Below are 12,330 nucleotides of genomic sequence, written 5' to 3'. Positions count from 1 at the left end.
TTACTATACTTCAAGGGTTCAAAGTTGATATTTTTTTAATAATAGTTACTTGCTTTTACAGGTTTAAATTTAGATTTTGTTCTTACTTCATAGCCTTTTAAAAGCCAACGTAATTCATCAATATTAATCTTTAATGCATCGGCAGCTGTCGCTGGCCATTTGAAGCGATTAGCTTCTAAACGGTGATAATATAGCCAAAAACCTTCGTCAAAGTGAAGAATTTTTAATTTATCCATTTTCTTGTTGCAAAAAACAAATAGTGCTTTATCAAAAGGATCTAACTTAAATTGGTTTTGCACTATCATAACTAAACCATCAATACTTTTTCTTAAATCCGTATAACCGCAGGCAAGATAGACTTTTTCTACCTTATCTATATTTAACATTTTAGAATTAACTCCTTAATTATTGCTGTTATTAAAGTAGCTTCGCTAACAGGAATAAGGATATTAGCATTGCCTACATTAATTTTTACTTCTTTTAATGTAGATTTATTTTCTTTAGTATTATCAACTTTACTATTCAAAGAAATAGGCTGAAAAACAGGTTCTTTACTTTCAATTGCCTTTTCTACTCTTTTTTTATGGTAATAAAATTGACTCTTATTAAGGTTATTCTCAGCACAGAAATCTTTCACTGTTATTGTATCTTTAACAGAGTTAAATTTATTTAAATATTCCTCCCAAGCATCATTATCTAATTTTTTATACATAAGTAACCTCCCATTGATAATCTTTTACTTAAGTTTATCAATGGGAGGGTATGTTTTCTAGATACTTAATTTTTGACGCTTACACTTTTACAACATCTTTATGGAGAATCTTGTTATAATCTAATTAGGAGAATATATTATAATTTATTGGGAAACCTAAAAATATAGTTAGTAAAAATACAAATAATAGGAGCCTTTGAAAATGACTTTTAGAAGAAATGGTTTAAGTTCAAATAAAAAATCAACTTCAGATAGCGTCACCGAGAATCTATCAGCTGAAACAATAGAAAACCTGTTTTCTAACATGGCTGATTTCAACAAGATAAATTTAAACACACCTGGTGGTAACGAATATACTCTTTACTTTTTAAAATCCTTAATCAATGTTGACCAATTAAATTTAACTGTGATTTTGCCATTATTACACGGAAACAAAGGTAGTGTCCCTTTAAGCATTGGTTCTATAGAAGTAACAGAAATAGATACTTTACATAAGGCAATGGAGAATTTACTAACTGGCTCAATATTGATTGAAGATATAGTCCAAGAAAAGTATTGGAGTATAGTAATTCCTAGGGATTTGAGTCGTTCTATTGATACATCTGAGCAGGAAAGTATTTTATATGGGCCAAAGGATAGCTTTGTTGAACAAATTGATCAAAATATAACACTTATTCGAAGAAGACTACCTATTGCACAATTAAAATGCAAAGACTTTACAATAGGTTCTATGAGTAAAACAAAGCTTTATTTAATTTATATAGATGGTCTAGTAGATTCTGAAATATTAATAACAATGGAAGAAAAAATTAGAAATATCGATTATGATGTTTTTTTAAATACGTCTGACATAACTTCATTTTTAGATGATAATAAAAACAGCCTCTTTCCGCAATACCAGTTAAGTGATAGACCTGATGTTATTGTTTCAGCTCTTTCATCAGGTAAGATATCACTTATCTTGGACGGAACTCCTTTTGTTATAGTTGCACCTATAACTTTTTTTGAATTATTTCAATCTCCAGAAGACTATGTACATCGGTGGCTAGTAGGCTCTTTTTTAAGAACTATTCGGTTTATTGCTTTTTTAATTACTTTGTTATTAGTTCCAGCTTACGTAGCAATAACTACGTATAATTATGAGATGCTTCCGCTCCAATCATTGATAATCGTACTAACCTACCGGAGTGATGTGCCATTTAACCCAGTGATTGAAGCTTTTCTAATGTCTTTAACACTAGAAATTCTAAAAGAAGGTAGTTTAAGAATGCCTTCAAAAATAGGACCAAGTCTTGGAGTCATTGGGGGTATAGTAATAGGTCAAGCTGCAATAGAGAGTGGAATCGCTAGTCCTGTTCTGGTTGTTTGCATAGCTATTTCCGGATTGGCTTCGTTTCTTGTTCCTAACTATTTAATGACAAACTCTAGTAAACTAATCCAATTCATATTTATTGGATTAGCTGGCTTGTGGGGGTCTTTTGGTATCATTCTTGGATTACTCTTTCTAGGAATTCACTTGAATTCACTTACTTCTTTAGATCGCCCTTATATTGCTCCCCTAGCCCCCTTTTATTCAAAAGACTGGAAGGATATTATTATTCGTTCACCTATACAATATATGAAAACAAGACCAGAATATCTGCATACACAAAATAAAAATAGAACCTCTAGACGAAAGGAGAACATAAAATAGATGGATAGTGTTAATATTATCAATTCAAATAAATCTTATTTTTCAAGCAAGCATAAAATTGATTCTGTTATGCTTGCCTTACTGACAAATAGATTGCAAATAATTAATCTTATTATATTTTCAACTGAAAGATTACAATATCCTCATATGGTATGGCTTATTATTCTTGGCGGGGTGATTTCTCAACTTTACATTTACATATTGTCTAGATGGCTTTCAAGTAACATGGGAAAAAAGGGTGTTATCGGTATATTTGACTTGTTTGGAAATGTATTTACTAAAATCTTTTTGTTTGTTTTGTTGTGTTGTATGCTCATAAAATTCATTATTGCTAGTTCCTACTATGTTTATCTACTACACAAATATCTTATGACACAACACCGGAAACTAACTCTAGTACTTGTTTTAATCATTTCAAGCGTCTATTTGGCAAGTAAAGGTTTTTCAAATGCTTTGAAATTTTCAGTTATTGCATTTGTTTTTTCTGTTGGGATTTTATTGTTGTACATACTATTAATGTTTAATGCTTTTGTTAGCATTCAAGATATATTTCCGTTGTTTGGAAATGTATTTAATTCTAATTTTCTTAACTCTATGCTGTTAATATGGGGGTTCTTTAGCGGTCCTGAATATCTTATCTTAATTGGACCGTATATTCGTTCTGATGTAAACATTCACAAATCCATGTTTATTGGAAATTTAATGACTATTATTGAGTATGTAGCTTTTTTTCTTGGTACATTTATCTTTTATGGATCCGATTTTTTACCTTATGTTCAACATAGTTATATTAATATGATTAACTTTTTGCAATTTCAATTCATACAAAGAATTGAAATGATTACCCTGCCGGTTCTTATGGTAAATTTTACTCTTTCCCTTGCTGTAATTCTACTTTCTTCTTTTAAGGCTATTGTTTATATTACGGGAAGCAAGAAAATACCAAAAGAAACCACACTTGCATTTTTTATGACAAGCTCTTTTTTTACATTCGCCTGTATTTTTTTTATCTTAAAGCTTTTTACAACTGAAATTCAAGCACTCTTTTGGGACGATGTTCTATTATACTTATCCGTATTTACTTACACTTCAATCCCAGCTATAATATTCATTGCAATTTTAGCTAAGTCACGGAGGGTAAAATAATGTCATTTTTAAAGCGATATTTTATATTTACTATGATAGTGTGTTTATTTTTGACCGGTTGTACAAAACATAGGATACCTAACAAAAATTACATTGAGAATATAGCACCTTCGGTTTTATTTTATATTCGACCAACTGATGACGACAATATAGAGGTCACTACAATTGTACCTCCTATAAAAAAAGAAGAAAGGAAAATTATAAAATCAGAAGACAGAACCTTGACAGGTGCAATATTGAAATTAAATGCAAACTATTTTAGAGAAGTAAAAACTGGTCAATTGAGGATAGTATTTATCGATAAGAAAATAGCAGAACAGGGACTTTTTGATGTTATCAATACTTTTTTTAGGGACCCTTCCATTTCTCAGAGACTTTATTTAGCGGTAGTGGAAGGTGATATGGAAAGTTTTTTAAATACTACACTTAAGGAAAATATAGATATATTTCTCTATGAAAAAATGAATTTTAATGAATCTCAAGGAGAAATCTTAACACAAAACCTGCATTACTTTCTAAAGAGTTACTATTCTGCATATGAAGACCCTTATCTGCCCTTCTACAAAATACAAAATAATAAATTGGTTTACTCAGGTATTGCAGTATTTAACAATGATGCATTGACAGATACTTTGACACTTAAAGAAGAACGCATTTTTAGGCTTTTACACCCCTTAGTAAAATATCATAAAGTGCTACCTGTCACCATATGTGACATAACTTTATTAAACACAAAAACTACCACAAAGATAGACTTTTCAAATTCTTATAATGATGTTAATGTATCTGTAAAATTATCGTCTCACCTCGGAGAATACAAATATGCGATGAAATCTGATATACAAGAGAATTATCTGAAACTGGAAGATAGAATTCAATCTTCCTTGGAGCAAGAAGCAAAAGAATTGGTCAATAAACTTCAAAAGGCTAATAGCGATTGTCTAGGTATTGGTCGTTATACAAAAACCTTAACACAAAAACCATTCAACGGAGATACATGGAAAGATAAATGGAGTAGTCTAGAATTTAATATTCAATTTGAAATGACTTTTGATGATTTGGGTGTATCGAAATGTACTAAAAACAAGTAAAATTATTGTAAATGAAAAGGCTGGTAAATACTTTTTAATGACGATAGCCACACAAAACTAATGTTAAATGCAAATAGTGTAGGAAACTCTATTTTTTCTTGCCTTATAGATTTTAAAAGCATCCTTATGTGAAACGATTGTGCAAACTGGTGAAGAAAAATATTTAGATAGGAATTTCTCCAATAAAAAGATGAGAAAGATTGTTTCAGGCAAAATACTAAGAAAATGTCTGCATATTTTTATGTCGACATGTTTCCACATACCGATAGCAATAAAAATGCTGTGGATATGTTTCCGAGAACAGACAGTTCGAAAGACATTCATTCTGTCCTCTCGAGCCACGTTGAGGCAGCAATTCTGATGACGTATTGTGGTTCAGAGGGCGAATAAGAAGGTTTGGCCACAACATGTAGTGGTTTGAGGGCGAAATTTGGGTCAAAAATCGGTGAAAAATCACCCTTTTTTGACCCTTAAAAATAGGGCATTTGACAGATGACATTGGATAAGTGGGGATATAGGAAGAGTAAATGGTTAAATTTGATTGATACTATGGTAGGTTAATGATATACTGAAGATGAAGATTAGTGGAATTATACGTCATAATCAAGGAGGAATTTATGAAGAAAATTCAAAGTATGATATATCCTTTTTGGATTATTATATCTTTTTTTATTCCTATTTTCTTAATGATAAAATTATATCCCAATTATATAAATAATGAATTCCCTCTGTTTACAGATTTGACTTTATTATTATTTTTACCAGCATTTTTTATTTTTTCATATTCACTAATACATTTATTAGGCAATATATTGGGAAGTGTAGAAACTATAAATAATAAATTAATATTATTAATACAAACTTTTTTAATCTTCATATCCTTTATTATTTCTCTTAATTTTATGGAATTTAGTCTAGCTATTAGAATAATGCTTTCGATTGTTTTTATAATAACTAGTAGTCCACATTTTATAATAACAAAAATTTTATATAGAAAGCATTATAGCCAAATCTAGATTCGCATTATTATTATTATTATTATGTGCAACTAATAAGAAAATACTTAGACAAATTTAAAATGGAAATTATAGATGTATTAGAATATAAAAGATTCTAATACATCTATTTTTATATAATTCAAAACTAAATACAGATTGTAAGATGGCAAAGTTTTAGGTCAACTAAGTGACCAAAGAACTTCGCCATTTTTTATGCCTAAAAACAGAAAAGAAAGGATTGAGAACAATGTCAAAATTATTTATGTATGGTACATCATTGGAGGGAATAGAGCAGCTAATGGTTATGGTTCCAAATTTTCAGCCAAGAAGAAGTGGTATAGTCATCAATAATTATTTTAACTTAGTTGATTGCAAAACTAATGATTTAAAAAATTAAATACTCACCTTAAATTATAAATATTAAATTTTTAAAAAAACAAACTATAGATTAAGCAATTAATGATTTTATTGAGAGTATCTTATTTTTATTATTAATTTTATAGCTAATAATTACAGTAATTAATTGGGTTATACCTGCTAATAATAATTCAGCTTTTAAAGAATCCGTCTTATTAATTTTTAAGGTCGATAGACCTAATGGGTGTTTAATAATATTGTTGGTTCTTTCAGTAATAGTTCTGATTTTATATAAGTTATTCCATTTTTCTGTATTTCGAGGAAGAGGACAATTAAGTCTAAAGTCTTTATTGATGGTTGGATGATATATTCTTCCACAAGGTGAAGATGTACATGGATTTTCACAGGAAAGTATATACTTAGTTTTACCATTAATTCGTACTTTTTTAGATTTAGGGCAAAGCCATTTAACTCGCATAGAACGTCCTTTTTCTCTTGTAACTCCATCAAATTTCATTGGAAGAGAAGAGTCCTTCGGACATAAGGGAACTCCATTATCAGTAAAGCCGCTAGGCTGTGGTAAATCAGAAGAATTACGAGGATTAATTGGAATAATAGGTATTGTGTTGCAATCTTTAATTAGATATTTATAATTGTCATCACAATCATAAGCAGCATCACCTAGAAAATAATTATATTTGAATTTTTCTTTTTAGCAACTTTACCAGTATTTAAAAGAGATTCAAAATATTTAGGATTATTTTCTTTAGCATAAGCTTCAATACCAGTAGTATCAGCAATTATTATTTTAGATAACTCAGAATTAAGTTTTTTACAAATAGGTTCAGTAATATCAACTAAATGATTGAAAAAACTATGAATATGTTGAATAAAGTTAGATTTAAATCTAGAGAACTGAGATTCATGAGGCACTTTATTCAAATTACAAAGAGATCTTAATTCTTTAGACAAATTCAATATATTTATAAATAATTCAGTTTCAGAGATACCAAGTATTTGTTGCACTATGAATGCGGTTAGCATTGAAGAAAGAGAATAATCTCTAGGACGACCAGTTGAGGAATAGTAGGCATTATAAAAACTTTGAGGTATTAACATTTTCATGTTAATATGTTTTTCAAAAAGCTTAATAAATTTAGGCTTATCTTCTTCAAAACAGTCTACGACTTCTTCATAAATATTAGAAAGATGAATTTGGTTTTTTAAATTGATCACAAGGGTTCCTCCTTAAATTTATATTTGGTGATATTTATATAAATTCGACATTGAGTGGGGGAAATCCTTTTTGATAAAGCTTGAAATTCCTTGAGCCCTAACGGGCTTGAGGTTTTGCAAGCGACTAACAATTGCATAATAAAGGAGGAAATGAGTAATGAATTTAAGAAAATTAATCTTTGTAAACAATGACTGCTATAAGGCTGGAAAAACAATCACTCCAAAAGGAATTATGGTTCACTCCACTGGTGCAAATAACCCAAATCTTAAAAGATATGTTGGTCCAGATGATGGTCTTTTAGGAAGGAACCAATATAATAACCACTGGAATCAGCCACGTCCAGATGGAAGGCAGGTTTGTGTCCATGGTTTTATTGGAAAACTTGCTGATGGTTCCATTGCAACTTATCAAACTCTGCCTTGGAATCATAGAGGCTGGCATGCTGGTGGCAAGGCAAATGATACCCACATTGGCTTTGAAATCTGCGAGGACAACCTAAATGATGCTTCTTATTTCAATAAGGTTTATAAAAAAGCTGTGGAGCTATGTGTGCATCTTTGTAAGTTATATAAGCTTACTGAAAAGAATATCATTGGCCACTATGAAGGATATAAACTTGGTATTGCAAGTAATCATGGTGATCCTAGTAATTGGTTTCCGAAGCATGGTAAGTCCATGGATACCTTTAGGGCAGATGTAAAGAAACTATTAGTTGAGGAAAGTAAGCCTGCTACTAGTACCCCTGCTACAAAGAAACTCTATAGAGTCCAAATAGGGGCCTATTCCATTAAAGCTAATGCTGAAACTCAACTAGCAAAAGCTAAAAAAGCTGGCTTCACTGATGCCTTTATAAAATATGATTAATATTTATTTACTACACAATGATAAAGGCCATGCTGTCTAGATTAAAATCTAGGCATGGTCTTTATTCATGGTTTTAATTTGATGAATCTATAAATCACTTTCAATTGCCTTAACTGGGCAAACCTTTACTGCTTCATTAAGTTTTTCCTTATTTACTGTATCTTCATCATAATCCTTAACAAAAGCTTTTTTCCCATCGATTTTAAATACTTCAGGGTAAGTTTTAACACATAAGCTACATCCAATACAAGCCTTTTTATTAATTTCTATACCAACTTTTACTTCTTCCTTATTCGGAATATCTTCATCTTTTATTATTTTATCAGCAATCCAAGAAAATATGATTATAGCTAAAACAGTTAGAACCCAACGTATGATCATAAACTTAGGACCTAGGAATTTTGCCTCGTTTAAAAGCATTGGTATCTTAATTACAGCCCAAGAGCTTAAAATAACTACAATATTTCTTATAGAAGCTCCTTTTTTATGAAGCATTATTGACATTGGGAAGGCAGCATAAATAGGACCTGCTGAAATGCTACCAATTATAAATGATAAGACTAACCCTTTTCCCTTTGCTTCCTTTCCTAAAAGTTGCATTATCTTATCCTTAGGAACCCATAAATCTAAAAGGGCTGTTAAAACAAAAATTACAGGCATTATTATTAACATTTCTTTTATATAATAAGCACTATTTTTGACTGACTCAAAGGCCATTGTTGGCCTAAAAATACTTATTAAAAGGTATACAAGAAGAACTAGTATAAAAAATAAATTATCTTTTGCTTTTTTAATTATGTTCATATAATTACCCCCATTACAAGTGCAATAACTATTGCAAAAACAAAGCTAAAGCCGTTACGAACTAAGGTGAATTTAGTACCAAACTCCTTTTTTTCCAGTGGAAATGTAACAAGTCCAACCATGGTAAGAGTAGTCAAGAAAGCTACTGAAGGGACAGTACCTACTCCTGCATCTACTAAAGTTCCTATCAAAGGAAAGGCTATAAATGCTGGAATGAGGGTAATTGTTCCAAGTAAAGCCGAACCAACAGTTGCCAGAAAAAGAGACTGCTTGCTTACAAAGCTTGCAATTTCTGTAGGGGGTAAAAATGTTAGGATTAGACCTATTGCTAAAATAATAGAAAAAATGCTTATGGCCATACCTTTTCCCATATTAAGTGCCATTTTTAAAGCCTTTTTCGTTTTAGCACCATCCTTTTTAAAGGATATGAAAAGAAAAACAAGAGTAATTAACCATAAAATAATTGTAAATATATCCACTTTTATCGCCCTCCTTTTAAGCTTTTGGTGCTGGTGCTTTTACAACAATGATTTCTAGTGTTTCTTTATGAAGATTTTTTACATTCATTTTTGTCCCCTCTGGAATCTTTAATAAGGTATTGTAGCTGTATTCATGAGCTTCTTGTTCATCTAAAGCTATAGATAGAACTCCTCTTATAACAGTCATATAGACATTGGAGTTTGAATAATGCTCTGGTAAACCTTCATTCTCATTAAAAACCATGTGTAGATAATGTATATTTTCATCGAATATAACTTTTTCTACTGCTTTTTCATTGCCTTTTGATAAATTAAATGTTTTTTCTATCATTCTAAATCTCTCCTTTATTATTTTAAAATTAAATTTTATATTTCAATCTTACCATCATAAAACTAAATACAATAGACACCTATGTTTCTTTTTGTTATAATTAAAATAAAAAGGGGAACTTATGTATGATTAATATATTAAAGAATATATCACTCTTTAGAAATGTGGATACTTTGCTTTTAAAAAATGTAATTGGAACCTATAATCTTCAAAATAGAATTTATAATAAGGGTAAAACTGTTCATGACCAAAACGAAGTTTGTTCTGGAATAGATGTAATTCTATCAGGCAAGCTTGTTGCTTACTCTTTAACTAGTCATGGTTCAGAAACAACTGTATTTGAATTTACTAGTGGTGGTGTAGTAGGGGCTAATCTTTTGTTTGGTGATAATAACAAATATCCTTTAAATATTTATAGTATAGAGGAAACTAGTCTGATATATATCCCCAAATCTGCTGTAGACACATTGTTGAAAGATCAGCTTTTTGCAATAGAGTTTATAAAAATTTTATCTTCTAACTCACAAGGTCTTAATAGAAAAATTGCAATATACACCCAAAAATCTTTAAGAGAAAATCTCACAAACTACCTGTCTGCTCAAGCCAATATTCAAAATTCTAAAACAATCTATCTTCCCATAAGTAAAAAACAACTTGCAGACCATCTTGGTGTTCAAAGGCCTTCTTTATTTCGTGAATTAAAAAACATGAAGGATGAAGGACTGATTGAAATTAATAACAGAATAATTACTTTACTGATTTAGTAAACATCTAATATTCTCCACCCTTTACTAGTGATTAATGCCTTTATAAAATATGATTAACGTATAAAAGCCTGTGGGAAAACTCCTGCAGGCATTTTTTTATGCCTTTTTTTAGATATGTTTTCTCAAACCTCAACTTATAGCCCTTCCTGTGGCTATTAAGTAGGAGGTAATGCCATATGAAAGAAATAGAAAATAAAAAGACAAGTAAAATATCCAATGCAATTTTAGAAGAGGAAAATTTATCTACAAGAATATCTGATGATCAGCTGCAAGGAGAATTTAACTATTCACAGGCTGAAAGAATCCTGAAAAAAATGTTTAATAAGGGGCTAATAGACAAGGTGGAATTTAACAAAATTAATGAATTAAATCGTGAAACTTTCTCACCTATTTTAGTGAAGATAATGCCCTTAAATCGTTGATATATAAGGATTTTAACGGTAACATGTGACCTACCAAAGAGGGGGTGAGACAATGAGAAAGATAACAAAAATTGAAGCAAATAGACCAGATCTGTTTGCTAATCCCAAATTAAGGGTTGCTGCTTATTGTAGAGTATCTACAGATAGTGATGAACAACTTGAAAGCCTAAAAGCACAGACAACTCATTATGAAAAACATATAAAAGCTAATCCTGAATGGGAGTATTTATATATTTTGAAAAAGAAAATATTAACACCCAGTCCATGGAAAGTGAACTAATGCTTTCTATCTTAAGTAGCCTAGCGGAGAGTGAGTCAACATCTATTTCAGAAAACAATAAATGGGCAGTCCAGAAACGATTTCAAAATGGAACATTTAAGATTTCTTATCCACCATACGGATATGAAAATATAGATGGCCAAATGGTAGTAAATAAAGAACAGGCTGAAATAGTAAGGTACATTTTCAGTCAAGCTTTAGCTGGTAAGGGAACTGGGAAAATAGCCAATGCACTTAATAATAGAAACATTCCTTCTAAAAGAGGAGGCAAATGGTCAGGGACTACTATTCGTGGAATTTTAGTAAATGAAAAATATGTAGGTGACGCTCTTTTGCAGAAAACATACACAGATAGTAGTTTTAATAGACGTACCAACTATGGAGAGAAAAATAAGTACCTTATTCAAGATCATCACGAGGCAATTATAAGCCGAGAGGATTTTGAAAAGGCTGCTTTAATCTTGGAACAAAGAGCAAGGGAAAAGGGAATTGAAAAAAGGAATTCAAAATATCAAAACAGATACAGCTTCTCAAGTAAGATAATTTGCTCCGAATGCGGAGGGACCTTTAAAAGAAGAATCCATTCTACAGGCAAAATCAAATATGTGGCTTGGACTTGCAATACACATCTGACGCATAAAGAGGAATGTTCCATGCTCTTTATCAGGGATGAGGATATAAAGAATGCTTTTATAACCATGATGAATAAGTTAATCTTTGGCAAAGATTTTATTTTAAAACCTCTCCTTAATAAACTTAAAATAATGAGCAAATCAGGCAACCTTTCAAAGATTGAGACTCTTGAAAAACAAATTGAAAGCAATAGAAAGCAACAAGATTTACTAGTAAGCCTTATGGCAAAGAAATATTTAGAGCCTGCCCTTTTTAACAAGGAAAAGAATGAACTTCAAATGGAAGAAGGCAACCTTATAGAAGAAAAAGAAGGTCTAATCCAAGACTTAAATGGAGAGTTATCAAAAGGACAAGAAGTTAGTAGTCTAATAAAATACACAAATAGAGCGGCAATGTTAACGGATTTTGAAGATGAAGCCTTTAGCCAACATGTTGATAAGGTTATGGTCCTTTCGAGGGAAGAACTAGGTTTTGTTTTAAAGTGCGGAATTACACTTAGGGAAAGGATGTGAGGTT

At 30.7% G+C, this 12,330-nt stretch carries 16 protein-coding genes; 9 read left to right on the top strand and 7 right to left on the bottom strand.

Translation table 11 applies throughout. The features are described from left to right. Positions 1-35: 35 nt before the first annotated feature. A complete protein-coding gene (tnpB, locus tag CKV72_RS08135) occupies positions 36-386 on the bottom strand; it encodes an IS66 family insertion sequence element accessory protein TnpB (RefSeq protein ID WP_095177365.1) in 351 nt (116 codons plus the stop codon). After that, on the bottom strand, positions 380-712 hold the full coding sequence (gene tnpA / locus CKV72_RS08130) for an IS66 family insertion sequence element accessory protein TnpA (RefSeq protein WP_095177364.1): 333 nt from the start codon (positions 710-712) through the stop codon (positions 380-382). Before tnpA ends, tnpB begins: the two co-directional genes overlap by 7 nt. A gap of 202 nt (positions 713-914) precedes the next feature. Between tnpA and CKV72_RS08125 the strand changes: the two genes are divergently transcribed. The 4 genes from CKV72_RS08125 to CKV72_RS12165 all read left to right on the top strand — a co-directional run bounded on the left by CKV72_RS08125 (position 915) and on the right by CKV72_RS12165 (position 6,037). After that, positions 915-2,405, top strand: a complete 1,491-nt coding sequence (locus CKV72_RS08125; RefSeq protein ID WP_089868222.1) for a spore germination protein — start codon at positions 915-917, stop codon at positions 2,403-2,405. Further along, positions 2,406-3,551, top strand: coding sequence for a GerAB/ArcD/ProY family transporter (locus CKV72_RS08120; protein ID WP_095177991.1), 1,146 nt, complete (start codon positions 2,406-2,408; stop codon positions 3,549-3,551). Next, positions 3,551-4,642, top strand: a complete 1,092-nt coding sequence (locus tag CKV72_RS08115; protein ID WP_095177990.1) for a Ger(x)C family spore germination protein — start codon at positions 3,551-3,553, stop codon at positions 4,640-4,642. The genes CKV72_RS08120 and CKV72_RS08115 overlap by 1 nt, the downstream gene beginning before the upstream one ends. A gap of 1,245 nt (positions 4,643-5,887) precedes the next feature. Continuing rightward, a complete protein-coding gene (locus CKV72_RS12165; protein WP_157726562.1) occupies positions 5,888-6,037 on the top strand; it encodes a hypothetical protein in 150 nt (49 codons plus the stop codon). Between the two features lie 51 nt (positions 6,038-6,088). Here CKV72_RS12165 and CKV72_RS12475 read toward each other — a convergent pair whose 3' ends face one another. Together CKV72_RS12475 and CKV72_RS12470 are read right to left on the bottom strand one after the other, a co-directional pair. Next, positions 6,089-6,514 carry a hypothetical protein gene (locus tag CKV72_RS12475; protein ID WP_238021720.1) on the bottom strand — a complete coding sequence of 142 codons (426 nt, stop codon included), beginning with the start codon at positions 6,512-6,514 and terminating at the stop codon, positions 6,089-6,091. A gap of 164 nt (positions 6,515-6,678) precedes the next feature. Next, the gene (locus tag CKV72_RS12470) at positions 6,679-7,233 is read right to left on the bottom strand and encodes a transposase (RefSeq protein WP_242955721.1); all 555 of its coding nucleotides are present in this window, start codon (positions 7,231-7,233) and stop codon (positions 6,679-6,681) included. A 157-nt stretch (positions 7,234-7,390) separates the two neighbouring features. Here CKV72_RS12470 and CKV72_RS08100 point away from each other — a divergent pair, with 157 nt between their 5' ends. After that, positions 7,391-8,098, top strand: a complete 708-nt coding sequence (locus CKV72_RS08100; protein ID WP_095177988.1) for an N-acetylmuramoyl-L-alanine amidase — start codon at positions 7,391-7,393, stop codon at positions 8,096-8,098. Between the two features lie 87 nt (positions 8,099-8,185). Here the strand turns inward: CKV72_RS08100 and CKV72_RS08095 are convergent, their stop codons facing one another. The 3 genes from CKV72_RS08095 to CKV72_RS08085 are packed head-to-tail and all read right to left on the bottom strand — an operon-like array spanning position 8,186 to position 9,712. Continuing rightward, positions 8,186-8,902 carry a permease gene (locus tag CKV72_RS08095; RefSeq protein WP_095177987.1) on the bottom strand — a complete coding sequence of 239 codons (717 nt, stop codon included), beginning with the start codon at positions 8,900-8,902 and terminating at the stop codon, positions 8,186-8,188. Continuing rightward, positions 8,899-9,381: a permease gene (locus CKV72_RS08090; RefSeq protein WP_095177986.1), complete on the bottom strand. Its 483-nt coding sequence runs from the start codon at positions 9,379-9,381 to the stop codon at positions 8,899-8,901. Before CKV72_RS08090 ends, CKV72_RS08095 begins: the two co-directional genes overlap by 4 nt. Positions 9,382-9,397: 16 nt before the next feature. Then, positions 9,398-9,712, bottom strand: coding sequence for a cupin domain-containing protein (locus tag CKV72_RS08085; RefSeq protein ID WP_058258301.1), 315 nt, complete (start codon positions 9,710-9,712; stop codon positions 9,398-9,400). Positions 9,713-9,837: 125 nt separating this feature from the next. Here CKV72_RS08085 and CKV72_RS08080 point away from each other — a divergent pair, with 125 nt between their 5' ends. The 4 genes from CKV72_RS08080 (at position 9,838) to CKV72_RS08070 (ending at position 12,326) form a co-directional block, all read left to right on the top strand. Then, a complete protein-coding gene (locus CKV72_RS08080) occupies positions 9,838-10,476 on the top strand; it encodes a Crp/Fnr family transcriptional regulator (protein ID WP_058258300.1) in 639 nt (212 codons plus the stop codon). Positions 10,477-10,655: 179 nt separating this feature from the next. Then, positions 10,656-10,901: an SHOCT domain-containing protein gene (locus CKV72_RS08075; RefSeq protein WP_058258299.1), complete on the top strand. Its 246-nt coding sequence runs from the start codon at positions 10,656-10,658 to the stop codon at positions 10,899-10,901. Positions 10,902-10,953: 52 nt separating this feature from the next. After that, positions 10,954-11,181, top strand: coding sequence for a recombinase family protein (locus tag CKV72_RS12635; RefSeq protein ID WP_462020858.1), 228 nt, complete (start codon positions 10,954-10,956; stop codon positions 11,179-11,181). Continuing rightward, entirely contained in the window at positions 11,166-12,326 is a 1,161-nt protein-coding gene (locus CKV72_RS08070; RefSeq protein WP_478280058.1) for a recombinase family protein, read from the top strand. Before CKV72_RS12635 ends, CKV72_RS08070 begins: the two co-directional genes overlap by 16 nt. The last annotated feature ends 4 nt before the right edge of the window (positions 12,327-12,330 follow it).

Origin of the sequence: Clostridium cochlearium (genome assembly GCF_900187165.1) — a bacterium.
Classification (GTDB): domain Bacteria; phylum Bacillota; class Clostridia; order Clostridiales; family Clostridiaceae; genus Clostridium_G; species Clostridium_G cochlearium.
This window is presented reverse-complemented; position numbering and strand designations above follow the sequence as displayed.